Here is a 24,392-nt window from a genome sequence, read left to right on the forward strand (position 1 = left end):
CCCCTGCGGACTCAGGTGCTCAGGTCACGCTGTGACGCAGCACGCTCGTCACCAGTTCCCCGTGCGGTGGAAGTTGTTGAGGCGGTCGAGGCACGGGTCGAGATCCATGCCTTGGGCCGTTACCCATGAGTCGTCGTAATAGGTGTTCGCGTAACGCTCGCCGCCGTCGCAGAGCAGTGTGACCACACTTCCCCGAGTCCGCGACTGCCTCATCTCCGCGATGATCTGGAACGCGCCCCAGAGGTTCGTGCCGGTGGAGCCGCCCACCCGGCGCCCGAGCACGTCCTCCGCGTACCGGATGGTCGCGACGGACGCCGCGTCCGGCACCTTGATCATCCGGTCGATCACCTCGCCGATGAACGACGGCTCCACCCGCGGCCGCCCGATCCCCTCGATGCCGGAGCCGCGCGTGGCCACGAGCCCGCGGTCGTGGTCGCGCCACGCGTCGAAGAAGACCGAGTGCTCGGGGTCGACGACGGCCAGGCGCGTGTTCCGCTTCTGGTAGTGGATGTACCGCCCGATCGTGGCCGACGTGCCACCCGTGCCGGCGCCCACGACCACCCATTCGGGTTCGGGCGAGGGCTCCAGCCGCATCTGCTCGAAGATGGACTCGGCGATGTTGTTGTTGCCGCGCCAGTCCGTCGCCCGCTCGGCGTGCGTGAACTGGTCCATGAAGTGCCCGCCGAGCTCGCTCGCCAGCCGTCGCGACTCGTCGTAGAGCGCCGACGGCTCGTCGATGAAGTGGCACCGCCCGCCCTGGCGCTCGATCAGCGCGACCTTCTCGGCCGAGGTCGAGCGCGGCATGACGGCGATGAACGGCAGCCCCAGCAGCCGGGCGAAGTACGCCTCGGACACCGCCGTGGACCCGGAGGAGGCCTCGATCACGGGCGTGCCGCCGGTGACCCAGCCGTTGCAGATCGCGTAGAGGAACAACGAGCGCGCCAGCCGGTGCTTCAACGAACCCGTGGGGTGGGTCGACTCGTCCTTCAGGTAGAGGTCGATGCCCCAGTCGAGAGGGAGCGGGTAGCGCAGCAGGTGGGTGTCGGCGCTGCGGTTCGCGTCCGCCTCGATGATCCCGACGGCCTCGCGCACCCAGTGCCTGGTCCTGCTGCAACACCGGTCAACGGATGTACTCACGCGGGCACGATAACCGCGGGTGGGCGTCACGCCTGGGTGACGGGACCTTCGTCACCACGCAGCTCGGACCGCAGCTTGTCGCGCTGCGCCCTGCGCTCGGCCTGGCGCTCGTTCAGCCCGACGGCGACCCGCTCCCGCAGTCCCTTGAAGACGAACAGCGAGGCCGGCAGCGCCACGACGATCCCGACGGCGAGCGCGGGCAGCAAAGGAACCTTGAACAACAGGAGTGCGCCCGTCACCACCGCGACGAGGCCGAGGCGGGCGAGGACGTAGAGCGTCACATCACGAGCGAGCACCCGTTCAGGTTACGTCGCCTTCTTCGTCCACGGTGTTCGGGCGCCCCTCGAAGCGCGTGGACAACACCACTGTCGTGCGCGTCCGCGCGACACCCGGAATGCGCCGCAACCGCCCCAGCGACCGCTCCAGGTCGTCCACGGTGGCCACCCTGACCTTCACGATGAACGACTCGTCCCCCGCCACCCGGTAGCAGGACTCGACCTCGTGCAGCTCACCCAGCGCGACCGCGACCTCGTTGTCGTCCGCGATGTCGGTGGGGTGGATGCCGATCAACGCGGTGACGCCCAGCCCGACAGCGTTGGGGTCGACGACGGCGTGGTAGCCGACGATCACACCACTGGACTCGAGCTTGCCGACCCGCTCGTGCACGGCGGACGCGGACAGCCCGACCTGCCTGCCGAGGTCGGCATACGTGGCACGCCCGTTTGCGCGCAGTGCGGCGATGATCTGTCGATCAAGAGCATCCACCCGCGTAACCCTAAGCCCCACACGTACACCCACGTCACACCCGCCAGCCAACACGCACAACCAGCACGAACCGAACACGGGCCAGACATGGCCACACGTGGCCTGACCTGGGCCAGGCAATGTGTTCGCGAGTTCGCGTCGGTCGTCCGGTCGCCCCTTCGCCGCGGATTCGGCGAAGCCCACTCCGCGGCGAAGCGGTGGCCGGACGACCGACATGAGGCGAACGAGCCGCGCGAGCGGAGCGAGCGCCAATAAACACAGCAGCCAAGACACGCAGTGACCGCGCCCGTACCCTGTCCGGTTCGTGCCGGTCGTCCCTTACTACCTCTTTACCAAAAAACAAGCGTTCGAGTACCCGATGGGTCAGATGCCACGATCGGACCGGAACGTCTGATCTGAGGAGGACGCGTGACTGCAGCCACCGAGCGCCTGTTGACGCCGGGAGAAGTCGCCAATCTGTTCCGGGTCGACCCGAAGACCGTGACCCGCTGGGCCACCGCCGGTCGGATCGGTTCGATTCGCACGCCTGGAGGACACCGCAGGTTCCGTGAGACCGAGGTGAAGGCGCTGCTCTCGGAGCTCACGACCGAGGCGACTGAACCCGTCCGCCACTGAAACCGTAGTAACTCCTGTGCCGCGGGTAATCTCGTGGCAAAGGGAGGTGGCGACACGATGATCTACCTGCTGGCGGTGATCGGTGCGCTCACCGTGGCTGTGCTCGTGTGGCGAGCGTTCGCCCCGCAGCACTCGGAGTACACCCCAGGCCGCAAGGTGATCGCACCCGACGACGACCCGGAGTTCCTGCGCAAGCTCGACGAGCAGCGCAAGCGCGACGAGTGATACGGGAAAGGGGCCCTGCGAACAGGACCCCTTTCCGTAAACGTGCTGGTCAGGAGTGCGGGAAGTCGTCCGCCACGACCGCGGCCAGTTCGAGCAGTGCCAGGCGCGTCTCCGGCGCGAGCTGGTCCAGCGCGATCTCGGCGCCTTCTTCGAGGTGCGCGTCGAACGGCAGGCGGACCACGGCACGGCAGCGCTGCTGGAAGTGGGCGGCGAGCTTGTCGAGGTCGACCTTGCCCGACTTCGGGCGCACCGAGTTGATCACGCACACGGACTTGGCGACCAGGTCGCGGTAGCCGTGCGCCTCCAGCCAGTCGAGCGTGGCCGCGGACGTCTGCGCGCCGTCGACCGAGCCGGACGACACGAGCACCAGCGAGTCGGCCTCGTCGAGCACGCCCTTCATGGCGGAGTGCATGAGTCCGGTGCCGCAGTCGGTGAGCACGATGTTGTAGAAGTGCTCGAGCAACGCCACCGTGCGGCGGTAGTCCTCTTCGCTGAACGCCTCGGACACGGCCGGATCCTGCTCGGACGCCAGGACCTCGAGGCGGGCAGGCGACTGCGAGGTGTACGCGCGGACGTCGCTGTACTTCGTGATCCGCGAGGCGTCGCGCAGCAGGTGCCGCACGGTCGCCGTGGTCTCGCGCGGGATCTTCAGCGCCAGCGTGCCGCGGTCGGGGTTCGCGTCGACGGCGATGACGCGGTCGCCGCGCAGCGACGAGAACGTCGAGCCCAGCGTCGTGGTCGTCGTGGTCTTGCCGACGCCGCCCTTGAGCGACAGCATCGCGATCTTGTAGCACCCGCGCAGCGGCTGGTTGATCCGCGCGATCAGCTCACGCCTGCGGATGTCGGCCGGGCTCTCGCCCAGGTTCACGACGCCGCCGGTGACCGAGTGCAGGGTCTTGCGCCAGCCCGACGTCGGCGGCCGCTTCTCCTTCTTGATCAGCTGCTGCGACGAGACCTGCTCCGCCTGCGAGCGGTACTGCTGCTGCGGGAAGTTGTTCGGGAACTGCCCGCCGGCGAACTGGCCGTACTGGGCCGTGTTGTGCGGCCCGGACTGGCCGCCGCCCGCCTGGTAGGCGCCCGAGCCGTCGACCGGGTAGGAACCCGACTGCGACCCCGGCACCGGGTACGGGCCGGAGGCGTTCCCGGGAACCTGGTACGGGCCGGAGGCGTTGCCGGGAACCTGGTACGGGCCTGAGGCGTTGCCCGGCACGGCGTACGGGCCGGAGGCGCCGCCCGGCACCTGGTACGGACCCGACTGCGTGCCGCTCACGGGGTACGGACCGGACTGGCCGCCGCTCACGTGCTGCGGGCCTGATTGCTGCGGATCGAGGTAGGCCGCCGCCTGCGGGTCGACGTACTGCGGGCCGGAGCCCTGTTCCTCACCCGGTGGTTGCTGCCAGTTCACCGCTGTGGCCCTCCCTGAGCACGACGGACCAGGACTACCCCGACCCCCACGTTGCGACGGTACGCAACTACCAGCGGTTCCATCGACACGGGGGCCAAGTCGTTAGAGACCCGCGTAGGAATGCAACCCGCTGGTGACCAAGTTGATGAAGAACAGGTTGAAGACGTTGAGCGCGAAGCCGACGACGTTGATCCACGCCGCCCCGCGACCCCGCCACCCTGCCGTCGCCCGCGCGTGCAGGTACGCCGCGTAGACCACCCAGGAGACGAACGCGACCGTCTCCTTCGGGTCCCAGCCCCAGAACCGGCCCCACGCCGCCTCCGCCCAGATCGCGCCGCAGATGATGCCCGCCGTGAACAGCGGGAACGCCAGCACGGTGGTCCGGTACGACATGCGGTCGAGCACGTCGGCGGACGGCAGCTTCGGGAAGCGGTCGGCCTTCGAGTCCTTGAGCAGGTAGAGGATCGACGTCACGCCGGGGATCAGCAGCACGCCGGACGAGATCGAGATGACCGACACGTGGATCACGAGCCAGTACGACCGCAGCGCCGGCTGGACGGGCGCGGACTCGGCGTAGAGGACCGTGCCGCCGAGGAACAGCAGGACCAGGATCGGCGTCAGCACGAACGCGCCGAGGCGGCGGATCGGGAACTTCGCCATCAGCACGATCCACGTCACCACGGCCGCGAGGCACAGCAGCGACATGTACTCGTACATGTTGCCCCAGGGCGCACGCCCGGCGGACAGACCGCGCATCACCAGCGACCCGAGGTGCAGCAGCGCGCCGAGGACGGTCAGCGCGGCGCCCATCCGGCCGAGGCGCTCGGCCCGGGACAGCTCCTGCTTCGGCTCGTCCACCAGCACGTTCGGCGCACCGGCCCCGACCAGCGCCTTCTTGCTCGGTGCGCGGGTGAAGGCCTGCTCGACCGCGTAGAGCATGATCGCGAACAGGTAGACGCCCAGCGCGCTGCGGTACAGCCAGTCGCTGTAGGTCGCGAGTGTCTCGTTGACCGGCATCAGGACTTCTCCCCACTAGCGCCACTGCTCAGGACCGCGCGGGCGAGCCGCGTGAACTCCTCGCCGTATCCCGCCTGGTCAGTGCGGGCAAGACCGCCGACCTCGACCAACGTACGCCCGTCGTCGAGACGGGTCGCACGCACCCACACCCTGCGGCGCTTCACGGTCAGCGAGACCCCGAGGCCGAGGATGATCAGGATGGCGAACACCAGCACGTACCCCTGCGTCGGGTCGTGCGAGACCTGCAACGACACCCAGTCGCTCACGGAGTCGAAGCGCACCTTGGTGCCGTCGTCGAGCGCGATCTCCTCGCCCAGCGCGAGGTTCTTGCGCGCGACCTTCTGCAACCGGCCCTGGTCGACCATCTTCACGTCGATCGAGAAGATCGACTGGCCGCGGCCGTCGTCCACGCCCAGGTCGCCGCGGTAGACGTCGACGGCGACCATCGGGTCGTTCAGCGCCGGGAACTTCGAGTTCAGGATGTTGCCGTGCAGCAACGGCGTCGGCGCCAGCAGCCCGGTCACCGCGATCTGGTTCTTGCGCCGCGTCTCGGAGTCGGTGATGCCCGGCGGGTCGAACTTCGTCGCGCCCTCGGAGGCGAGCGTGAGCTGGTCGCTCGGCAGCCACTGGATGCCCTGCGTGCGCTTCTCGCCGTTGGGGAAGGTCACCGTGAACGTCGGCGTGTAGCCGTGGCCGAGCAGGTAGAGGCGGTCGCCGCCGGTGCGCAGCGGGTGGTTGACCTGCAGGTTGAAGGGCTTCCAGGTGTTCGAGGCGAGGTCCTCGCCCGACTGGTAGCGGATGTCGGCCCGGTAGCCGACGGGCTGGCCGTTGTCGAGGTACTCGGCGGAGAACTTGCCGATCTCGACGCAGAACGGCGTGAGGTCGGTGCCGTCGACGCGCAGGCCGGGGCGGAACGAGTCGTAGTTGAAGATGCCGCCGTTGCAGAACTGGCCGCCGTTCGCCTGCACGATGACCTGGCCCTCGTAGCCGAACATCTTGCCCAGCGCGAACGACACGAGCAGGCCCAGCAGCGCGAAGTGGAAGACCAGGTTGCCGGTCTCGCGCAGGAACCCGCGTTCGGCGCTGACCGTGCCGTCGCCGGAGTCCTGGCGCCAGCCGCGCAACGTCTTCCGCGCGCGCTCGACGGCCTCGTCCGGCGTGATGTCGAGCTCGGCCTGGGCGTGGTGCGGCATGCGCGAGAGGTTGCGCGGCGTCAGCACCGGCTTCGCGCGCATCTGCTTGAAGTACTCCCACGTGCGGGGCAGCAGACACCCGACGAGGGACACGAACAGCAGCAGGTAGATCGCGGCGAACCACGGCGTGGCGTACACCTCGAAGAACCCGAGCTTGAGCAGGACGTCGCCCCACCAGCCGTGGTCGGCGACGTACTGGTCGACCTTCGCCGCGTTCAACGACAGCTGCGGCAGCAACGCGCCGGGCATGGCCGCGAGCGCGAGCAGGAACAGCAGGGTCAGCGCGGTCCTCATCGACGTGAGGCCGCGCCACGTGTTGCGCAGGAAGGCGATCACTAGAGCGGCAACTCCACGACGTCGACGAACGAGTAGCGCAGCCACCCGACGAACTCGGCCCACAGCCCGGTGACGAGCGCGATCCCGACGAGGATCAGCAGCACACCGCCGAAGACCTGCACCTGCCGCGCGTGCGTGCGCAGCCACTTCGTGACACCCAGCGCCCACCGCGCCCCGAGCGCGAGCACCACGAACGGCAGCCCGAGCCCCAGGCAGTAGGCGAGCACCAGCACGGCCCCGCGCACCGTCGACGACCCGATCTCGGTGCTGCGCGCCACGGCCAGCACGCCCGCGAGCGTCGGCCCGAGGCACGGCGTCCACCCGAGCGCGAACACCGCGCCGAGCAGCGGCGCCCCGAAGAGCCCCGCCTTCGGCCTGGTGTGGAAGCGCACGTCCTTCTGCAGCGCGGGGACGAGCCCGATGAACACCAGGCCCATCAGGATCGTGACGACACCGCCGATGCGCTGGAACAGGTCGGCGTTGAGCAGCAACGCGTCCGTGGCGCCGAGGATCGTCATCGACGCCAGCACGAACACGACGGTGAACCCCGCCACGAACAGCAGCGACGCCCCGGCCACCCGCAGCCGGCCGGCCTTGGCGGGCTCGTCGGCCTCGACCCGCGGTGCCTCGGCTCCGACGAGTCCGGCCAGGTAGGCGAGGTAGCCGGGCACGAGCGGCACGACGCACGGCGAGGCGAACGAGATGAACCCCGCGAGCAGTGCGACCCCGGTGGCCAGCAGCAACGGCCCGGAGATCGCCAGATCGGTGGGGTTCACACACCTCAGGGTAGGTAGTTGCCCAGATCACGCGACCACCGGCATCCCTTTCCCGCTCGGTACAAGACCTGGGCCATAAGTGCCAACGAATTGCCGCTTGTGGGTGACAACGGTGTTGCTTAGCGTCAACACATGCATCGTTCGCGGGTGATCTTCCCGGCGCTGACGCTCATCGCACTGTCCCTCTTCGCCCAGACACCCGCCGGCAGCGCGGATCCGGCGATGGAATGGCGTGAGGTCTTCAACTCCGACGGCACGATCACCCAGACCCTCACGCCGAAGGCGCCCGAGGAGGAGCAGGGCTCCTTCCGGCTGGCCGCCGCGGCCGAGGTGAGCAGGGTCTTCGGCGACCGCGACCCGTCCGACGCGTTCGACCTCGTGTTCGTCGGCGACGGCTACACGAGCGCCGACATGGCGACCTACAGCGCCAACGTGCGGAGCAAGTGGGAGGAGCTCTCGGCCGTCGAGCCGTTCGCGTCCTACAAGCAGTACTTCAACGTGTGGCAGGTCAACGTCGTCTCCAACGAGTCGGGCGTCGACCACGACCCGACCAAGGGCCTGCTCAAGGACACCGCGCTGGACATGGGCTTCTGGTGCCAGGGCCGCGACGCCCAGACCGAGCGCCTGCTGTGCGTGAACGAGACGAGGGCCAAGGAGTACGCGGCCGCGGCCCCGCAGGCCGACCAGGTGATCGCGCTCGGCAACACCTCGAAGTACGGCGGCGCGGGCGGCTCGGTGGCCACCGCGGCCGGCTCCAACGCCCAGGCGGGCCAGATCGCGATCCACGAGCTCGGCCACTCGATCGGGGGCCTGGCCGACGAGTACGACTACCCGTACGACACCTACACCGGCAGCGAGCCGCGCGAGTTCAACGTCACCAAGGACCCGACGGGCGCGAAGTGGGGCTCGTACCTCGGGCAGCCGTCGCCGGACGGCGGGGTGATCGCTCCCGTGGAGGGCGCCCGCTACTACAAGTTCGGGCTGTACCGGCCGACCGCGAACTCGATCATGCGCACGCTGGGCAAGGAGTTCAACTCGATCGGGCGGGACGCGATGATCAGGGCGTTCAAGGCGAAGATCCCGTCGATCGACTTCGAGCCCGCGCCCGGCACGCCGATCGCCCGGCCGCGCGCCGCCGGGTAGGAATTCCCCGGCGGAGCGAAAAGGTCCTCATCCCGGACAACTCCTGGACAGTTCGCGACCACTGTCCATTGTGCTCGTCCCCTGCCCGGCCTCCCGGGGTTACGGTGTCGTGCCCAGCGCGAACCGTGAGGACGTCCGGCATGGCGATCAAACACGATGTCATCGACGTGCGCGTGAGTGAGCAGAGCCTGTGGGTCGGCACCGGCGAATACCCGTTGAAGGGCATCTCGCGCGTCGGTTCCGGGGTCTGGGAGCCGGGCCGCGGACTCCTCGTGCGGCGGTTCCTCGGGTCCGTCGCCGGCTGGTGGCTCGCCGGTCTGCTGGTCGCGTCGGCGCTCGCCCTGCTCCGCCCCGGTCAGGACGGGCCGCCCGCGCTGGTCGTGCTCGGCCTGGTCACGGTGACCGCGACCAAGGCCGTGCGGCTGGCTTCCTGGCTGAGGTGCACGTTCCACAAGCTCGACGTCGAGACCGCCGGCCTGGCGAAGACGGTGCTGGTGAGCAAGGACGCGGCCGTCGTGCACGACCTCGTCGCGCTGATCACCACCGCCGTCGGCGACCCGGACGCCGAGTTCCACCTCAAGGTCGACAACTTCAGCCTGGGAGACTCCTCGCCCAGCGCGGAGCCGACGGCCGTGTGACGACCTCCGGGCTCACTCCTTCGCGAGCTCGTCCAGCACGGTCTGCAGGTCTGACGCCAGCACCGGCACGAGGAACGCCGCCGCCACCTTGTGGTCCTTGTCCACGATGAACGTCGACGGCACCGTGTTCGCCGGAACACCCTTGAATACGTTGATGAAGCTCCGCGACGAAGCGTCGTAAATGGACGGGTACGTCAGCGAACGGTCCTTCATGAAGTCCCGCGGGTGGTCCTTCGACGTCTCCTTCACGTCGACGCCGAGCACCTGCGTGCCGGCGTCGAAGACCTTCTGCATCTCCGGCGCCTCGGTGCGGCACGGACCGCACCAGGCGCCCCAGATGTTGATGACGACCGGCTTGCCCGCGAAGTCGGAGAGCCTGACGGTCTTGCCGTCCTCCAGCAGGGACTCGCCTTCGAGGCCCGTCAGCTGCTTGCGCTCGCCGGGGGCGTAGCGGATCTTCACCTGGCCGCCGGGCGCGACCAGGTAGAAGTCGCCCGCGCCGATCTGGGCCGCGTCCTTGCCGGTGGAGCACCCCGCGACGAGCAACAGCAGGACGAGCAACCGCTTCATGCGCCGGTCACCCTGGGGTTCGTCACGCCGACGGGCTCGGTGTAGGAGATCCGGACCAGCTGCTCGCCCTCGAAGATCAGCGAGGTGAGCGAGGCCAGCGAGCACTCGCGGCGGCGCGGGTCGTGCCACATCCGCTTGCCCTCGAGGAAGCGGCGGACCGTCCAGATCGGCAGCTGGTGCGAGACGCAGACGGCCTCGTGGCCCTCGGCCTCGGCGCGCGCCTTCTGCACGGCGCCCAGCATGCGGTGGGCGATCTCGATGTACGGCTCGCCCCACGACGGCTTGAACGGGTTCGTCAGCTTCGCCCAGTGCTGCGGGGAGCGCAGGGCGCCGTCGCCGACCGCGACCTTCAGGCCCTCGAACTGGTTGTCGGCCTCGATCAGCCGCTCGTCGGTCGCCAGCTCCAGGCGGTGCGAGTCGGCGATCGGCGCGGCCGTCTGCTGCGCCCGCTCCAGGGGCGACGCGACGACGTGCACGATGTCGTGGTCGGCCAGGTGCTCGGCCACGGTCAGGGCCTGCTTCTGGCCCCGCTCGGACAGCTTGAAGCCGGGGATGCGGCCGTACAGGATGCCGGTCGGGTTGTGCACCTCGCCGTGGCGGAGCAGGTGGACGACGGTGCGGGTCACTGGCGGGCCTCCTTGGCGGCACGGGCCGCGTGCGGCAGCGCGTCGGCGATCACGGCGAACTCCTCTTCACCCATGGCGGCGTTCACGAACCACGCTTCGAACGCCGACGGCGGGGCGTAGACACCCCGTTCCAGCAGTGCGTGGAAGAACGGCGGGAAGCGCCACGTCTCGCACGCCTGCGCACCCGCGTAGTCCTTCACCTCGGTAGAACCGAAGAACACGCTCACCAGGTTCCCGGCGAACTGCACGCGGTGCTCGACACCGGCCTCGGTCAGCGTGGCGGTGAACAGGGCGCCGAGGCGCGTCGCGTTGCGGTCGAGGGCCTGGTAGACCTCCTCGTCCGCGGCCCGCAGCGTGGCGAGACCGGCGGCCACCGCCACGGGGTTGCCGGACAGCGTTCCGGCCTGGTAGACGGGCCCGGACGGCGCGAGCCTGGCCATCACGTCCGCGCGGCCGCCGAACGCCGCCGCGGGCAGGCCACCGGACATGACCTTGCCGAACGTGTACAGGTCGCCCTTCACGCGCTCCAGGCCGAACCAGCCGGCGCGCGAGACGCGGAAGCCGGTCATGACCTCGTCCATGATCAGCAGCGCGCCGTCGGCGTCGCAGAGGTCGCGCAGGCCCTGGTTGAAGCCGGGCAGCGGCGCGACGGCACCCATGTTGCCCGCCGCGGCCTCGGTGATGACGCAGGCGATCTCGCCGGGGTTCTCCGCGAACGCCGCGCGCACCGCGTCGATGTCGTTGTAGGGCAGGACGATCGTGTCCTCGGCCTGCGCGCCCGTGACACCGGGCGTGCTCGGCAGGCCGAGCGTGGCGACGCCGGAGCCCGCCTGGGCGAGCAGCGCGTCGACGTGACCGTGGTAGCAGCCGGCGAACTTGACCACCTTGCGCCGCTCGGTGAAGCCGCGCGCGAGGCGGATCGCGCTCATCGTGGCCTCGGTGCCCGAGTTGACCAGGCGGACCTGGCGGACGGGCTCGACGCGGTCGACGATCTCGGCCGCGAGGTCGATCTCGCCCTCGGTCGGCGTCCCGAACGACAGACCGTGCGCGGCCGCCTTCCGCACCGCCTCCACGACGGACGGGTGGGCGTGCCCGAGGATCATCGGCCCCCACGAGGACACCAGGTCGACGTACCGGGTGCCGTCCGCGTCCCACAGGTGCGGGCCCTCGCCGCGCACCATGAAGCGCGGGGTGCCGCCGACGGAGTGGAACGCCCGCACCGGGGAGTTCACCCCGCCGGGGGTCAGCGTCGACGCGCGCTCGAACAGGGCCTGGGATCGACTCGCAGTCACGTACCCCAGTCTCACATGTCGGAGTCGGCGGCTTTCTGCGGCCGGGTGCGCAGGGCCAGCAGGGCCTGCCGCACGGCGTCGAGGACGAGGACCACGGCCAGCGTCACCGCGGCGGCGGCCGTGCCCAGCCAGTTGCCGTGCAGGCGCGTGGAGATCAACGGCTCGCGGCCGTCGACCGGGTACTCGAGCCGCACGACACCGCGGTTCCAGCACCACACCGCGGCGATCACCAGCAGGACGACCGCGACGACCTCACCGGCGACGACGAGCCACCGCCGGGGCTGGTGCAGGCTCGGGCCGGCGGGCTCCTCGTCTGGCTCTTCCACGGAGGTCTCCGGCTCGGTCACAGCCTCTGTCACGTCGCTCACCCTCTCACGACCCGCCGCAACGCCGCGAGCAAGGCTTCCGGATCACGCGCCCAGCCCAGCACCACCGTGCCGTCGAGCAGCCGCAACGGCACCGCCGTCGTCCCCTTGGGCACCGACCAGCCGCCGCCGAGCACGCGGGCACCCGTGGGCGCGCCGACGTCGCGACAGCCGTCGATCATCGCGACGGGCACCTTCTCCCGCCCGAACTGGGCTTCCTCGGCCGTGAGCACGACGCTGCCGGTCTTCACCCGGCCGTACACCCACAGCACCGCGCCGAGCGTCAGCCCGAGCCCCACGATCGTCCACAGCGCGACGGACGCGGGCCCGGTGACGAGCTCGACCAGGTACCCGGCCACGGCGAACGCCGGTCCCCACAGCAACGGCCACCAGCTGGAGCCGGACTCCCGGTACAGCACTAGCGGACGAACCTGTTCGACGGCGGCAGGAACTGCAGCACGACGGCCGCGACCGTGAGCCCGAGCACGACGACGCTGATCGCCGTGGCCGGCTGCCACACCCGCGCCGAGAGCGCGAAGAACAGGATCACGACCGTCGAGATGAACCCGAGCACGGCGAGGATCGTCAGCAGGATCCGCGCCCAGCTCTGCCCGTTGCGCAGCACGACGGCGAACGCGATGTACGGCGCGGCGGCCACGAGCATGCCGAAGCCGGACATCAGCGCCAGCGCCCGCACGCCGAACTCGCCCGCCGTCCGGTCCCGCTCGGTGGCGAGGCTGTCCTGGGCGTAGAAGAAGTCGGCGTTGGTCAGCAGCATCACCGGCAGCACCGCCACCGACAGCACCGCGCCCGCGATCCAGATCCACATCGCGGCGGTGATCGTCGGCGGCCGTTCCGGCGGGAGCTCCTGCGGCAGCACCGGCGAGAGCGGCGCCATCGAGAAGCTCGCCTGGCCGACCTGGTTGACCTGGTACTGGCCACCGGGATAGTGGCCACCGGGCTGGTGCTGGGGCGCGACGGGGTAGGACCCCGCCGGGTTCTGCCACTGGACGTCGCCAGCCCAGGGGTCCTGCGGTGGTTGGGTCACGGCTCACGCACCTCCGCCACCCACTGTGCCGTAGCGCGCTGCCACGTGAAGACGATCGCGACGCAGATGAGCAGAAGCGTGACCAGGCTCGCCGCGCTGACGCCGACGATCAACAGCCACATCATGTGCACGACGGCCACGATCGACAACGCGGGCCGCGCCCACCCCTTGCGCCTCAGGAACGTGCGCGTGAGCCAGCCGTAGAGCGCCGCGAAGATCACGCCGACCACGGTGAGCGCGACGAGGAAGGTCGTCACGTCCCCGGCCGGCCGTCCGCTGAGCTGCTCGATCTCGGCGCGCTGGAACCACAGCCCTGCCGTGGTGAACAGGATGAAGACGGCGATGGCGAGCCACAGCCCGACCGCCACCCGCACCGGCCGCGGAGCGTCGTTCACAGCGACTCGCGCTCGGTCAGGTACTCGGACGACTGCCGGAAGTAGAAGAGCACCAGCCCGGAGATGGCGATCAGGGCCGTGACGACGCCGAGCGTGTTGGTGAGCATCTGGAAGAACAGGCCGACCAGCAACGTGATCATCAACCCGGTGCGGCTCTTCTTGAGACCGCCCCTGACCTTGCCCGCGAACCACACCGCGAGCGCCGCCAGCACGACCGTCACCACCATCGACACGATCAGCAGCACGGTGACCGACGAGGCGATCATGTCCGGGGTGATCTTCTGGTCCTTGTTGCCCTGCACGGCCGCGTCGACCAGCGCCTGCTTGTTGAGCAGCACGTACAACGCGGCCAGCACGCCGAGCGCCGAGCCGGCGGCCACCAGCCAGTAGCCGATCGTGATGGTGCCGGGAGTGCCCGATTCCTTCGGAGACGTCACGAACGAAAACCTAGGTCCGCGGGGAAGCGCTGTCCACCGTGACGCGCGTCCTGAAGTGCGCGGACGCCCGCCACATCAGCACGATCGCCGACGCCTCCAGCACCGTCGTCACCACCGTGACGCCCAGGTCGACCGGCCTCATCTCCACCCCGGCCGACGCCGCCGCCCCGCTGGCCCAGGCGACCAACCGGAACAGTCCGAACGCGACGGACGCGGCGCCCAGCACCGTCAACGCGATCCGCGCCCAGTTGCGGCCGCGCGCCATCGCGTTCGCGAGCCTGCTGTACGCCAGCAGGATCGCCACCGCGATCAGCAGTCCGAAGAGGATTCCGCCGTTCACGCCCGCGTCGATCTGGTCCTGCCCCAGCGCCGGGTTCTGCCGGCGCGCCTCGGACACGAGCAGCTCGCGGTCGAAGAGCTGCGCCACGAACCGCAGCATGCCGATGCCGGCACTGGCGATCCACAGCCGGCGCGCGACATCGGCGGAACGAGGAGCTACCGGTCCAGCCACCGGGCGGCTTCCACTGCCCAGTAGGTCAGCACGATGTCCGCGCCGGCACGGCGGATGGACGTGAGCGACTCCAGGATCGAGCGCTCGCGGTCGATCCAGCCGTTGCGGGCGGCGGCCTCGATCATCGCGTACTCGCCGGAGATCTGGTACGCCGCAACGGGAACGTCCGAGATCTCGGCGACCGAGCGCAGCACGTCCAGGTACAGCAGGGCCGGCTTGACCATGACCATGTCCGCGCCCTCCGCGAGGTCCAGCTGCACCTCGCGCAGCGCCTCGCGGGCGTTGGCCGGGTCCTGCTGGTAGGTCTTGCGGTCGCCCGAGAGCTGCGACTCGACGGCGTCGCGGAACGGGCCGTAGAACGCCGACGCGTACTTCGCCGCGTAGGCGAGGATGCCGGTGTCCTGGAAGCCCGCGGCGTCCAGAGCGGTGCGGATGAAGGCGATCTGGCCGTCCATCATGCCGCTGGGGCCGACGACGTGGGCGCCGGCACGGGCCTGGGCCACGGCCATCTCGCCGTAGACCTCGAGGGTGGCGTCGTTGTCGACGGTGCCGTCGGCAGCGAGCACGCCGCAGTGGCCGTGGTCGGTGAACTCGTCGAGGCAGCAGTCGGACATCAGCACGGTGCTGTCGCCGAGCTCGGCGCGCAGGTCGCCCAGTGCGGCGTTGAGGATGCCGTCCGGATCGGTGCCGCCGGAGCCGACGGCGTCGCGCTCGGCCGGGACGCCGAACAACATGATGCCGCCGACACCTGCCTGCACGGCCTCGACCGCGGCCTTGCGCAACGAGTCGCGGGTGTGCTGGAAGACGCCCGGCATGCTGCTGATCTCAGCGGCCTCGGTGGCGCCTTCCTTGACGAACATCGGCAGCACGAGCTGCCGGGGCCGAACCTCGGTCTCGGACACGAGGCGACGCATGGCAGGCGTAGTACGCAACCGCCGCGGCCGGTGCAGTGGGTACATCTTTAACTCCTGTGGAGCCTTCCAGAGGGCCGGCCTCCTGGTCGGCTCTCACCGGGTACGCGATTTCGCGTCGGTCATCCGGTCACCCATTCTCCTCGATTTCGGCGGAGCCCAAATCGAGGAGAATGAGTCGGCCGGATGACCGACTCAAGGCGAAATCGCCGCCGCGCCGGAGGCGCGGCCAATAAACACAGCAGCCAAGAAGAGGCTTACGACCTGCGCAGACGCTTCGTCTTGCGCGGAGGCGGCAGCGCTCCCTCGGCGCGCAACCTGGCGGCGTGCGCGGCCAGCGCGTCGACCAGCGCGGGCACGTTCGCCTCCTCCGGCTGCACGTCGACCCGGAGGCCGAACTCCCGCGCCGTCTCGGCGGTCTGCGGGCCGATGCACGCGACGAGCGTGCGGGCGTGCGGCTTGCCCGCGATGCCGACCAGGTTCCGCACGGTCGACGACGAGGTGAAGCACACCGCGTCGAAGCCACCGGACTTGATCATCTCGCGGGTGTCGGCGGGCGGCGGTGCCGCACGCACGGTGCGGTAGGCCGTCACGTCGTCGATCTCCCAGCCACGGTCGCGCAGACCGGCGGCCAGCGTCTCGGTGGCGATGTCGGCCCGCGGCAGCAGCACGCGGTCGACCGGGTCCAGGATGTCGTCGTACGGCGGGAAGTCGTTCAGCAGGCCCTCGGACGACTGCTCACCGGACGGCACGAGCTCGGGGATGATGCCGAACGAGCGCACCTTCGCGGCCGTGGCCTCGCCGACGCAGGCGATCTTCACGCCGGAGAACGCGCGGGCGTCCAGGCCGAACTCGCGGAACTTCTCCCACACGGCGCGCACGGCGTTGGTCGAGGTGAAGACGACCCACTGGTAGCGGCCGTCGACCAGGCCCTTGACCGAGCGCTCCATCTGCGCGGGGCTGCGGGGCGGCTCGACCGAGATCGTCGGCACCTCGACGGCGATCGCGCCGTGCGAGTGCAGGCGCTCGGACATCGCGCCGGCCTGCTCCTTGGTCCGCGGGACCAGCACGCGCCAGCCGTACAGCGCCCGCGACTCCCACCAGGAGAGCTTCGAGCGAGCAGCGGCGGCGGCACCGACCGTGACGACGAGCGGGCCGTTCAGCTCACCGGCGTCGGCGGCCACGGCGGCCAGCGTCGTGTCGATGGTGCGCTGCTGGAAGCCCGTGCCCTCGGCGGTCACGGCGACCGGCGTCTGCGGCGCCAGGCCGTTCTCGACCAGGTTGGACGCGGCCTCGGCCAGGTGCGACCCGGTCGCGTGCAGCACGAGCGTGCCGGGTGAGGCGGCGAGGCCGGCCCAGTCCGAGACGGCGCGCACGTCGACCTCGGTGTGGACGCCCCCGAGCGCGACACCCGCGTAGGCGGGGACCGCGGTGCCCGACGGCACGCCGGGGACGACGTCGAACGGGATCGTCGACTTCGCGACGGCCTGCGCTTCCTTCACGACCGAGTCGAGCGTCAGCGGGTCACCCGCGACGAGGCGGACGACGGTCGCGCCGTTGCGCGCCTCGTTCACCAGGTCCTTGGCCACGTCGGCGGACTCGCCGACAGCGGGGCGGACCTCGACTCCCTCGGCCACGGTCGCGAGGACGTCCGACGGGACGTCCGGGTCGGTGACCACGAGTTCAGCCCTGGTGAGCAAGTCGTGGGCCCGGACCGTGAGCAGCCCGGTGTCGCCTGGGCCGGAGCCCACGAAGGCGATGCGTCCGGGGGTCTTGCGTGCGCGGGTCATCAGGGCACTCCCCATCGATTACGCCTCTGGACCGCTGAGAACCGCGGCCCCGAGGTCGAGCAACTCGGCGGCCAGCGCACGGCCGAGTCCCTCAGCTTCGGTCAAGTCACCGGTGGCGGACGCGCGGAGGAGATCGTTCTCCGGCGTCGCTGCGACCCCGCGCAGGGAAAGTCGGTACACGACCTTGCCCTCGTCGTCGAGGTCTTCCACCACATCGGCCAGCGCGCCGACCGGCGCGCTGCAGCCCGCTTCGAGCGCGGCCAGCATGGCGCGCTCCGCGGTCACAGCGGCCCGGCTGGCCGAATCGTCCAGAGTGGACTGGATCAGGTGCTCGGCATCGACGTCGTCGATCCGGCACTCGACTGCCAACGCGCCCTGTGCGGGCGCGGGAAGCATCTGGATGGGCTCCAGCGTCTCGGTGATCTCGTCAGCGCGACCGAGGCGCGCGATGCCGGCACGGGCCAGCACTACGGCGTCGAGCTCGCCACTGCGGACCTTGCCGATGCGGGTGTCCACGTTGCCGCGCAACGGCACGACGTTCAGCCCGAGGCCGAGGGCCTCCAGCTGGGCGGCGCGGCGCGGGGACCCGGTGCCCACGGTGGACCCCGGCAGCAGCTCGCCGAGCGTGAGGCCGTCGCGCGCCACGAGGGCGTCGCGCGGGTCCTCGCGCCGGGGTACGGCCGCGAGCACCAGACGCGGGTCCGGCGCGGTCGGGAGGTCCTTGTAGGAGTGGACGGCGATGTCGATCTCGCCGTTCGCCAGCGCGTCGCGCAGCGCCGACGTGAAGACGCCGATGCCGATCTGGGCGATCGGCGCGTCGGACAGGTCGCCCGGCGTCTTGATGACGACGATCTCGACCTGGGCGCCGGCGGCCCTGAGCGCCTCGGCGACGGTTCCCGTCTGCGCGAGCGCCAGTGCGCTGCCTCTCGTACCCATCCGAAGGGTGCGGGTCACCGCGTTTCACCATCCACTGGAGACTTGGTCTGGCTGACGACCCCAGGCGTCTGGGGGTCGAGCCCGAACAGTTCGCGGAGAGCCTCCGCGTAGCCGGTCCCACCAGGCGAGGAAGCGAGCTCCTTCACCCGGACGGTCGGCGTGTGCAGGAGCTTGTCTACAACGCGACGCACCGTCTTGGCCAATTCACCGCGTGTCGCGGCGTCCAGTTCGGGAAGTCGCGAATCAAGGCGGAGCAGCTCGGCGTCGACCACCTCGGCCGCCCGCTTGCGCAGGGCCGTCACGGTCGGCGTGACCTCGGCGGAGCGCTGACCGGCCAGGTAGGCCTTGACCTCGTCGGCGACCAGCTGGGCCGCGAGCCGGGCGTCCTGACCTGCGGGAGCGTCCGAGAGGCGGCGCTGCAACGTCTCCAGGTCGACCACACGAACGTTCGGCAGTTCGGCCGCGGCCGGGTCGACGTCCTTGGGCAGGCCGAGGTCGCAGACGACCAGCGGGCGCGAGCGCTTGCCGATCATCTCCGCGGCGACCGTGGTGCCGATCGAGCCGGTGCACGCGAAGACGACGTCCGCGAGGTCGATCTCGACGCTCAGCGCGGTGAGGTCGACGGCCGTCGCGGGGACGCCCTCTGCCTTCAGCGAGGTGGCCAGACGCACGCCGTTGGCCTGCGTCCTGTTCGCGATGACGACCTCGCCGATGCCGGCGCGCCGCAGGTGGGCGGCGGCCAGGCCGCCCATGGCGCCCGCGCCGACGAGCAGCGCGCGCCTGCCGACGAGGGTGCCGAGCTCGGCCTCCGCGTCGCCGAGCGCCTCGGACACGACCGACGCGCCCGCGTGGTCGATGCCGGTCTCGGCGTGCACGCGCTTGCCGACGCGCAGCGCGTTCTGGGTGAGCTCGTGGACGGTCTTGCCGACGGTGCCCGCGGCGTCCGCGGCCGCGTACGCGCCGCGCAGCTGGCCGATGATCTGGGACTCGCCGACGACCATCGAGTCGAGGCCGGCCGCGACGGAGAACAGGTGCTCGACGGCAGCGGCGGCGTAGTGCACGTAGAAGTGCTCGTACAGGGACTGCGGGTCGACCTGCGCGTGCTGCGCCAGCACCTCGACGACCTCGGACATACCGCCGTGGAACGACTCGACGACGGCGTAGACCTCGACCCTGTTGCAGGTCGACAGGACCATCGCCTCGGAGACGCTGGGGGCGGTCAGGAGCTGGCCGAGGACCTTGGGCAGGTCGGGCTCGGCCACGGTGACGCGTTCCAGGACCGGGACGGGGGCGGTGCGGTGCGAAAGCCCGACTACGAGCACGCTCATGCAGTCACACCTCTTGGCACCGCGTCTCCCGGAGCCGTCTGGCTCACGCTCACGGGCGAATCACCATCCCGTCCACACCGAGTCCGTTGTTCGCGTCCGAGACACTGGCAGCCTCGTCCGCACGTCGAGCGACGTGGAACGACAGGATCTGCATCTCGACCGCCAAGTCAACCTTGCGCACCTCGACGTTGTCTGGAACCTGGAGGACAACCGGTGCGAAGTTCAGAATGCACTGGACGCCCGCAGATACCAAACGGTCGCAAACCGACTGGGCGGCGGGCGGCGGCGTCGCGATGACACCGATCGACACCTCGCGCTCCAGGCAGACGGCGGTGATCTCGTCGATGTGGTTGACGGGAATGCCCCCAACAGGGATTCCGATGAGATCGGCGTCCACGTCGAAGAGGGCGGTCACCGGGAAACCGCGGCCGGGGAACCCGCCGTAGTTCGCGAGAGCGTGACCAAGGTTACCGATGCCGACGACGGCGACGGAGTGGTTGCGGGTGAGCCCGAGGATGCGCTCGATGTGGCTCACGAGGACCTCGACGTCGTAGCCGACGCCCCTCGTGCCGTACGAGCCGATGTAGCTCAGGTCCTTGCGGAGCTTCGCCGCGTTGACGCCGGCGGCCTGGCTGAGCTCCTCGCTGGAGACCGCCGTCACGCCCTGGTCGGCCATGCCGGACAGCACCCGGAGGTACACGGCGAGCCTGGCCACCGCGGCCTCCGGGATCGCTCTCGCGCGCTCCCTGTCGGCAGGCTCCAGAGGGGTCGTGGCCGTCTCACCTTCGCCCCGCCGTGATGCCACGCTCTCCGACCTCCGGATGTGCTCCACCGCAGAGACCCCGCGGCGTTGGTGATACCCACACCGTACCGCTTGTGAACGCACGCACAAAGTCGATGATCAGCTTCCCGGGGCCCGGTCACTGGGCGTGACCAGCGCTTCCTCGGTTGATGATCACTAAAAGGTGAGCGCCTACTCGACGGTGAAGGTGACCGAGTGCCAGCCAGTGGCGCCGTCCGGAACGGGATCGAGACGCGCCTGGTCCTGGGTGAACCCGGACTTGTCGGTGGCCCGGCACTCGACCGTGTGGCTGCCCGGCCTGAGGTCGAGGTCGAGCTTCCACATGCGCCAGGTGCTGTCGCTGACGTCGGCCCCGAGCTCGGTCTCCTGCCACGGTCCGCCGTCGATCCGGATCTCGACCTTCGCGACGCCCTTCGGCTGCGCCCACGCGGTGCCGGCGACGGTCGTCCTGCCCTTGATCTTGCCCAGGCTCTTCGGGCGGTCGATGCGCGAGGACGTCTTGATCGGCGCCTTGGTCGCCCAGCCCCGCGGGATCCAGTAGCCCTGCTCCTGGTCGAACGTCGTGACGTTGAGGTCCGTGACCCACTTCGTCGCCGACACGTACCCGTAGAGGCCGGGGACCACCAGCCTGGCCGGGAAACCGTGCTCGGCCGGGAGCGGCTGGCCGTTCATGCCGATGGCGATCAGGCCCTTTTCGAGCACGTAGTCGAGAGGGCTGCCCGCGGTGAAGCCGTCGTCGCTGGTGCTGAAGAGCTGGTCGGCGCCCGCTTTCACGCCGGCTTCCCTGAGCACGTCGCCGATTTTGATGCCGATGAAGTTCGCCGTGCTGATGTACGGGCCGCCGATCTCGTTCGAGACGCAGGTCAGGGTGACCGTTTCCTCGACGAGGTCCCTTTTGCGGATCTCGTCGAAGGTGAGGACGGTGGGGCGGTCGACCATTCCGTGGATTCGCAGGGTCCATTCCTCTGCGCGGATCCTCGGCACGCTCAGCGCGGTGTCGATGCGGTAGAAGTCGTCGGCGCTCGTGATGAAGGTCGGGGTGCCGTCCTTGGCGAAGTCCGCGTTGAGGGGGATCTCCGGGGCCTTGGTCTTGGGGGTGATCTCGCCGATTGCCTGCCTTGAACCCTCTACGTCCGTGCGGTTGCCGAACAGCTGGCCCGCGGTGCCCGCAGCTACGGCCAGGCCTGCGGTGATGAGGAAGGTGCGGCGGCTGTCGCTCTCCTCGGCCTCCCGGTGGAGGTAGCGGAAGACGTAGACGCCCGCTGCTGCGCTGGCTATGGGCGCGAGGATGGCCAGTTGGCCCACATCCGACCTGGTGATGACCGCGCCCAGGCCTATGCCGCCCAGGACGATGGCCACGACCGTGCCTGGAGTGGGGCTGGTTCGGCTGGCCAGGCCCGCTGCTACGCCTATGCCTGCGAGGACGATTGCCATGCCTGTGAGCAGGGCGAGTTTGTCGGCTGTGCCGAAGGTGTTGACCGCGAAGTCCTTGAGCCAGGACGGGGTCAGGTCGATCGCTGCGTTGCCCACTGCCAGGTAGGGGGAGGCTTGGGGGTCTACCAAGGCTGCTACCAGGTGACCTGCTGCCAGGGCGGCCAGGAGGGCCAGCAGGCCGGTTGCTGCGGCCTTGGTGGGCTTCATGTCCTCTATTCGACACCCGGATCGGGGTGGTTCGCAGGTGTTGTCAGGTGTTGTAAGGGGGCGGTAATCAGATTCCGCGTGTTTTGGGGGTGGTTGCGTTGGTGTGTGCGGGTTCCTGTTTCGGGCGCGGGGCTCTGCCCCGGACCCCGCCAACTGATCAAAGACCCCCAGCGCCCTCGGCGGGTTGATGGCACGCCGGTTGCGTTCGGCGGCTTGCTGCTGCGTGGGTGGTGCGGTTCGGGTGGGGTGGTCCCGTCACGAACCGAGGCAAGAGCGAGCCACACCAGGTCAGGGGTGTCAAACCGCCGAAAAGCGTGGCGGTTTGACACCCCTGACCTGGTGCAGCGAGTGCTGGCCACGGCTCGTGACGGAACCACCCCACCGGAACCTTCTGTTTCAAGCCAAAGCCAAAGCAGCTCGGCTTCGCCGTCGCCTTGCTCGCCTTCGGCGTCGCGTGCTCGCCTTCGGCCTCGCGGCTACTTCACTCGGCGTCGGTACGCCATCGTGGCTGCGATGGCCCCTGCCACCGCGCCTGCGCCCAGCACTGACGGGACGCCGATCTTGGCTGCCTTGCGGCCCGTTCTGAAGTCTCGGATCTCCCAGCCCTTGCGGCGGGAGATCTCTCTCAGTTGCGAGTCGGGATTCACGGCCACCGCGGTGCCCACCACCGAGAGCATCGGGACGTCGTTGGAGGAGTCGGAGTAGGCGGTGCAGCGGCGCAGGTCCAGGCCCTCCTTGGCGGCCAGGGAGCGGACTGCCTGGGCCTTGGCCTTGCCGTGCAGGAGGTCGCCCACCAGACGGCCCGTGTAGACGCCGTCTTCCGACTCGGAGACGGTGCCGAGGGCGCCGGTGAGGCCCAGGCGGCGGGCGATGATCTGGGCCAGTTCCACGGGGGTGGCGGTGACGAGCCAGACTCGTTGGCCTGCGTCGAGGTGCATCTGGGCGAGGGCCTGGGTGCCCTTCCAGATTCGGTCGGCCATCAGTTCGTCGTAGATCTCCTCGCCCAGGGAGACGAGTTCGGCGACGCTGCGGCCTGCCACGAAGGAGAGGGCCTGTTCGCGGGAGGCCTTCACGGACTCCGGGTCTTCTCGGCCGCCCACGCGGAACTTCAGCTGTTGCCAGACGAAGCCCGCCAGGTCTGAGGAGCTGAAGTACTTGCGGGCTGCCAGGCCTCGGGCGAAGTGGAAGATCGAGGCGCCCATCATCATCGTGTTGTCCACGTCGAAGAAGGCGGCCGCGGTCAGGTCGGTGGGCACCGCCAGTGACGTTTCGAGCTCTGGCGCCATCGCGGCAGCCTGGATCGCCGCCTCTGCCGATGCCTCGCCGGCCAGTTCGGCCAGCCGGTCGCTCTCCACGTCACGCTTGCCTGCCATGTCCCAAGCCTAGCGATCAGGTCCCGGCAGGACTGGCCGACTCAGCCGAAGCTGATGCCCGGGAGCAGCGGGAGCGAGATGCTCGGCAGGGGGAGCGGGAGCGGGATGGTGATCTCCGGCTTGTTCGAGGTCGGTGCGGTGGTGCTGCCCGGCTTCGAGGTCGGTGGGGTGCTGGTGCCCGGCAGGAGCGACTGCGTGGGCTGGGCCGACGGGGTGGCCGAGCCGGACTGGGCCGGTTGGCCCGACTGGGTCGGCTGGACGGAAAGGGACGGCCTGCTGCTCGCCGAGGGGCTCGGGGGCTGCTGGGCCGTGGTGCACTCGTCCTTGGCGGGCAGCGGGCCCAGCGGGTCGGAGCTGCCGCTGGTCACGGCGCCGCAGCCGATGCGGGCCGTCAGGTCGTGGGCCCGTTGGGCGATGCTCGCGAGCAGCCACATCGTGGTGTCGGCGTGCCGGCCGGCGTCCTCCTGCAGGCGGGGGCGCAGGGTGCCGAGCTTCTCGTACTGGTCTAGCGCCCAGTCGCGCAGGGCCGGGAGCGCCTTCTCGTCGGACGAGGTCGCGTACGTGGTGAGCTGGCGCGAGCCCTCGACCGCGTCGGTGTCCAGGTCGGCGAGGGCGGTGAGCTGGGCAGCCGAGTCCGCGGCGCGGTCGGCCAGGGTCTCCATCTCGGTGACGCGGGAGGCGGCGAACTCCAGGTGCTTGAGCGCGCGGGACTCCTCGTCGAAGGTCAGGCCCAGCGAGGCGCCCTCGGTGGTGCGTTTGATGCCGTAGAGCGGGTCTCCCGGGAGCGCGTCACGGCTGAGCAGCACGCTCATGCCGCCGAGCGACATCAGCAAGCAGAGGACCGCGGCCGCTGCGACTGCCACCCGTGCGCGCGCTCCCACCCGTCTTACCGACGCGAGAGCCAGTGGCTTCTCGGGCGGGGGCGCGGTGAGGATGCGCTGCCTCATGCGTTCACGCGTGTCGGCGTCCGGGCCGACGTCCATCCGCCGGAGGAGCTCGACGATCGCCATGTCCTCGGCGAAGTCGTCGCCGCCCACCGGTTGAGGGCCGCCCTCAACGGCACGAGCGAAGCGCTCGTGCTCTGTCTGCCGCCACCGCGGTGTTCTTCCCTTGCCGT

28 protein-coding genes are annotated in these 24,392 nt (G+C 70.0%); 4 read left to right on the top strand and 24 right to left on the bottom strand.

Annotated features, from left to right (window positions below; translation table 11 throughout):
* Positions 1 to 48 precede the first annotated feature (48 nt).
* From ACFWV3_RS09560 to ACFWV3_RS09570, 3 genes are read right to left on the bottom strand one after another with little or no spacing between them, the layout of a single operon-like run.
* Positions 49 to 1,137 carry a PLP-dependent cysteine synthase family protein gene (locus ACFWV3_RS09560; RefSeq protein WP_382410111.1) on the bottom strand — a complete coding sequence of 363 codons (1,089 nt, stop codon included), beginning with the start codon at positions 1,135 to 1,137 and terminating at the stop codon, positions 49 to 51.
* Between the two features lie 26 nt (positions 1,138 to 1,163).
* Complete coding sequence (locus ACFWV3_RS09565; protein ID WP_382410113.1) at positions 1,164 to 1,433, bottom strand: DUF4229 domain-containing protein; 270 nt, start codon at positions 1,431 to 1,433, stop codon at positions 1,164 to 1,166.
* A 4-nt stretch (positions 1,434 to 1,437) separates the two neighbouring features.
* Complete coding sequence (locus ACFWV3_RS09570; protein WP_382410115.1) at positions 1,438 to 1,902, bottom strand: Lrp/AsnC family transcriptional regulator; 465 nt, start codon at positions 1,900 to 1,902, stop codon at positions 1,438 to 1,440.
* 408 nt (positions 1,903 to 2,310) lie between these two features.
* On the opposite strand from ACFWV3_RS09570, the gene ACFWV3_RS09575 reads away from it, so the two are divergent.
* Together ACFWV3_RS09575 and ACFWV3_RS09580 are read left to right on the top strand one after the other, a co-directional pair.
* Positions 2,311 to 2,517: a BldC family transcriptional regulator gene (locus ACFWV3_RS09575; protein ID WP_030473853.1), complete on the top strand. Its 207-nt coding sequence runs from the start codon at positions 2,311 to 2,313 to the stop codon at positions 2,515 to 2,517.
* Between the two features lie 57 nt (positions 2,518 to 2,574).
* Positions 2,575 to 2,742 carry a hypothetical protein gene (locus ACFWV3_RS09580; protein ID WP_086667950.1) on the top strand — a complete coding sequence of 56 codons (168 nt, stop codon included), beginning with the start codon at positions 2,575 to 2,577 and terminating at the stop codon, positions 2,740 to 2,742.
* A gap of 49 nt (positions 2,743 to 2,791) precedes the next feature.
* On the opposite strand, the gene ACFWV3_RS09585 is transcribed toward ACFWV3_RS09580, so the two are convergent.
* The 4 genes from ACFWV3_RS09585 to ACFWV3_RS09600 all read right to left on the bottom strand — a co-directional run bounded on the left by ACFWV3_RS09585 (position 2,792) and on the right by ACFWV3_RS09600 (position 7,469).
* Positions 2,792 to 4,147, bottom strand: coding sequence for an AAA family ATPase (locus ACFWV3_RS09585; protein ID WP_382410117.1), 1,356 nt, complete (start codon positions 4,145 to 4,147; stop codon positions 2,792 to 2,794).
* Positions 4,148 to 4,249: 102 nt separating this feature from the next.
* On the bottom strand, positions 4,250 to 5,164 hold the full coding sequence (gene ccsB, locus ACFWV3_RS09590; protein ID WP_382410119.1) for a c-type cytochrome biogenesis protein CcsB: 915 nt from the start codon (positions 5,162 to 5,164) through the stop codon (positions 4,250 to 4,252).
* Positions 5,164 to 6,651 (bottom strand): cytochrome c biogenesis protein ResB, encoded by a 1,488-nt coding sequence (locus ACFWV3_RS09595; protein ID WP_382410482.1) that lies wholly within the window; start codon positions 6,649 to 6,651, stop codon positions 5,164 to 5,166. The genes ccsB and ACFWV3_RS09595 overlap by 1 nt, the downstream gene beginning before the upstream one ends.
* A 41-nt stretch (positions 6,652 to 6,692) precedes the next feature.
* Entirely contained in the window at positions 6,693 to 7,469 is a 777-nt protein-coding gene (locus ACFWV3_RS09600; protein ID WP_382410121.1) for a cytochrome c biogenesis CcdA family protein, read from the bottom strand.
* A gap of 132 nt (positions 7,470 to 7,601) precedes the next feature.
* Here ACFWV3_RS09600 and ACFWV3_RS09605 point away from each other — a divergent pair, with 132 nt between their 5' ends.
* Together ACFWV3_RS09605 and ACFWV3_RS09610 are read left to right on the top strand one after the other, a co-directional pair.
* The gene (locus tag ACFWV3_RS09605; RefSeq protein ID WP_382410123.1) at positions 7,602 to 8,612 is read left to right on the top strand and encodes a M64 family metallopeptidase; all 1,011 of its coding nucleotides are present in this window, start codon (positions 7,602 to 7,604) and stop codon (positions 8,610 to 8,612) included.
* 140 nt (positions 8,613 to 8,752) lie between these two features.
* On the top strand, positions 8,753 to 9,250 hold the full coding sequence (locus tag ACFWV3_RS09610; protein WP_382410125.1) for a DUF6232 family protein: 498 nt from the start codon (positions 8,753 to 8,755) through the stop codon (positions 9,248 to 9,250).
* Positions 9,251 to 9,262: 12 nt separating this feature from the next.
* Here ACFWV3_RS09610 and ACFWV3_RS09615 read toward each other — a convergent pair whose 3' ends face one another.
* From ACFWV3_RS09615 to ACFWV3_RS09695, 17 genes are all read right to left on the bottom strand, one after another.
* Positions 9,263 to 9,820, bottom strand: coding sequence for a TlpA family protein disulfide reductase (locus ACFWV3_RS09615; RefSeq protein WP_382410127.1), 558 nt, complete (start codon positions 9,818 to 9,820; stop codon positions 9,263 to 9,265).
* Positions 9,817 to 10,446, bottom strand: coding sequence for a histidine phosphatase family protein (locus ACFWV3_RS09620; RefSeq protein ID WP_382410129.1), 630 nt, complete (start codon positions 10,444 to 10,446; stop codon positions 9,817 to 9,819). Before ACFWV3_RS09620 ends, ACFWV3_RS09615 begins: the two co-directional genes overlap by 4 nt.
* Complete coding sequence (gene hemL, locus ACFWV3_RS09625; RefSeq protein ID WP_382410131.1) at positions 10,443 to 11,738, bottom strand: glutamate-1-semialdehyde 2,1-aminomutase; 1,296 nt, start codon at positions 11,736 to 11,738, stop codon at positions 10,443 to 10,445. Before hemL ends, ACFWV3_RS09620 begins: the two co-directional genes overlap by 4 nt.
* Positions 11,739 to 11,749: 11 nt before the next feature.
* Positions 11,750 to 12,097 carry a hypothetical protein gene (locus ACFWV3_RS09630; RefSeq protein ID WP_382410133.1) on the bottom strand — a complete coding sequence of 116 codons (348 nt, stop codon included), beginning with the start codon at positions 12,095 to 12,097 and terminating at the stop codon, positions 11,750 to 11,752.
* A gap of 5 nt (positions 12,098 to 12,102) precedes the next feature.
* A complete protein-coding gene (locus tag ACFWV3_RS09635; RefSeq protein ID WP_382410135.1) occupies positions 12,103 to 12,522 on the bottom strand; it encodes a hypothetical protein in 420 nt (139 codons plus the stop codon).
* The gene (locus tag ACFWV3_RS09640) at positions 12,522 to 13,151 is read right to left on the bottom strand and encodes a hypothetical protein (protein ID WP_382410137.1); all 630 of its coding nucleotides are present in this window, start codon (positions 13,149 to 13,151) and stop codon (positions 12,522 to 12,524) included. Before ACFWV3_RS09640 ends, ACFWV3_RS09635 begins: the two co-directional genes overlap by 1 nt.
* Positions 13,148 to 13,546, bottom strand: a complete 399-nt coding sequence (locus ACFWV3_RS09645) for a hypothetical protein (RefSeq protein WP_382410139.1) — start codon at positions 13,544 to 13,546, stop codon at positions 13,148 to 13,150. Before ACFWV3_RS09645 ends, ACFWV3_RS09640 begins: the two co-directional genes overlap by 4 nt.
* The gene (locus tag ACFWV3_RS09650) at positions 13,543 to 13,983 is read right to left on the bottom strand and encodes a hypothetical protein (RefSeq protein ID WP_382410141.1); all 441 of its coding nucleotides are present in this window, start codon (positions 13,981 to 13,983) and stop codon (positions 13,543 to 13,545) included. Before ACFWV3_RS09650 ends, ACFWV3_RS09645 begins: the two co-directional genes overlap by 4 nt.
* Positions 13,984 to 13,993: 10 nt before the next feature.
* Positions 13,994 to 14,494: a hypothetical protein gene (locus ACFWV3_RS09655; RefSeq protein ID WP_382410143.1), complete on the bottom strand. Its 501-nt coding sequence runs from the start codon at positions 14,492 to 14,494 to the stop codon at positions 13,994 to 13,996.
* Complete coding sequence (hemB, locus tag ACFWV3_RS09660) at positions 14,479 to 15,453, bottom strand: porphobilinogen synthase (protein WP_382410145.1); 975 nt, start codon at positions 15,451 to 15,453, stop codon at positions 14,479 to 14,481. The genes ACFWV3_RS09655 and hemB overlap by 16 nt, the downstream gene beginning before the upstream one ends.
* Positions 15,454 to 15,662: 209 nt before the next feature.
* Positions 15,663 to 17,195, bottom strand: a complete 1,533-nt coding sequence (locus ACFWV3_RS09665) for a uroporphyrinogen-III synthase (RefSeq protein ID WP_382410147.1) — start codon at positions 17,193 to 17,195, stop codon at positions 15,663 to 15,665.
* A gap of 18 nt (positions 17,196 to 17,213) precedes the next feature.
* The gene (hemC, locus tag ACFWV3_RS09670; RefSeq protein WP_382410149.1) at positions 17,214 to 18,149 is read right to left on the bottom strand and encodes a hydroxymethylbilane synthase; all 936 of its coding nucleotides are present in this window, start codon (positions 18,147 to 18,149) and stop codon (positions 17,214 to 17,216) included.
* Positions 18,146 to 19,459, bottom strand: a complete 1,314-nt coding sequence (locus tag ACFWV3_RS09675) for a glutamyl-tRNA reductase (protein ID WP_382410151.1) — start codon at positions 19,457 to 19,459, stop codon at positions 18,146 to 18,148. The genes hemC and ACFWV3_RS09675 overlap by 4 nt, the downstream gene beginning before the upstream one ends.
* 49 nt (positions 19,460 to 19,508) lie before the next feature.
* Positions 19,509 to 20,264, bottom strand: coding sequence for a redox-sensing transcriptional repressor Rex (locus ACFWV3_RS09680; RefSeq protein ID WP_382410153.1), 756 nt, complete (start codon positions 20,262 to 20,264; stop codon positions 19,509 to 19,511).
* A gap of 168 nt (positions 20,265 to 20,432) precedes the next feature.
* Positions 20,433 to 21,902, bottom strand: a complete 1,470-nt coding sequence (locus tag ACFWV3_RS09685; RefSeq protein ID WP_382410155.1) for a molybdopterin-dependent oxidoreductase — start codon at positions 21,900 to 21,902, stop codon at positions 20,433 to 20,435.
* A gap of 476 nt (positions 21,903 to 22,378) precedes the next feature.
* Positions 22,379 to 23,275, bottom strand: a complete 897-nt coding sequence (locus ACFWV3_RS09690; RefSeq protein WP_382410157.1) for an HAD family hydrolase — start codon at positions 23,273 to 23,275, stop codon at positions 22,379 to 22,381.
* A 41-nt stretch (positions 23,276 to 23,316) separates the two neighbouring features.
* Positions 23,317 to 24,312 carry a DUF5667 domain-containing protein gene (locus ACFWV3_RS09695; protein ID WP_382410159.1) on the bottom strand — a complete coding sequence of 332 codons (996 nt, stop codon included), beginning with the start codon at positions 24,310 to 24,312 and terminating at the stop codon, positions 23,317 to 23,319.
* Between the last annotated feature and the right edge of the window lie 80 nt (positions 24,313 to 24,392).

The sequence above is a fragment of the Lentzea sp. NPDC059081 genome (assembly GCF_042738015.1).
Taxonomy (GTDB): Bacteria; Actinomycetota; Actinomycetes; order Mycobacteriales; family Pseudonocardiaceae; genus Lentzea.

Coding starts and splice junctions, on each gene's coding strand:
- ACFWV3_RS09580 (WP_086667950.1), top strand. CDS start 2,575: ATGATCTACCTGCTGGCGGTGATCGGTGCGCTCACCGTGGCTGTGCTC.
- ccsB (WP_382410119.1), bottom strand. CDS start 5,164: ATGCCGGTCAACGAGACACTCGCGACCTACAGCGACTGGCTGTACCGC.
- ACFWV3_RS09595 (WP_382410482.1), bottom strand. CDS start 6,651: ATGAGGACCGCGCTGACCCTGCTGTTCCTGCTCGCGCTCGCGGCCATG.
- ACFWV3_RS09605 (WP_382410123.1), top strand. CDS start 7,602: ATGCATCGTTCGCGGGTGATCTTCCCGGCGCTGACGCTCATCGCACTG.
- ACFWV3_RS09610 (WP_382410125.1), top strand. CDS start 8,753: ATGGCGATCAAACACGATGTCATCGACGTGCGCGTGAGTGAGCAGAGC.
- ACFWV3_RS09615 (WP_382410127.1), bottom strand. CDS start 9,820: ATGAAGCGGTTGCTCGTCCTGCTGTTGCTCGTCGCGGGGTGCTCCACC.
- hemB (WP_382410145.1), bottom strand. CDS start 15,453: ATGTACCCACTGCACCGGCCGCGGCGGTTGCGTACTACGCCTGCCATG.
- ACFWV3_RS09665 (WP_382410147.1), bottom strand. CDS start 17,195: ATGACCCGCGCACGCAAGACCCCCGGACGCATCGCCTTCGTGGGCTCC.
- ACFWV3_RS09675 (WP_382410151.1), bottom strand. CDS start 19,459: ATGAGCGTGCTCGTAGTCGGGCTTTCGCACCGCACCGCCCCCGTCCCG.
- ACFWV3_RS09685 (WP_382410155.1), bottom strand. CDS start 21,902: ATGAAGCCCACCAAGGCCGCAGCAACCGGCCTGCTGGCCCTCCTGGCC.
- ACFWV3_RS09690 (WP_382410157.1), bottom strand. CDS start 23,275: ATGGCAGGCAAGCGTGACGTGGAGAGCGACCGGCTGGCCGAACTGGCC.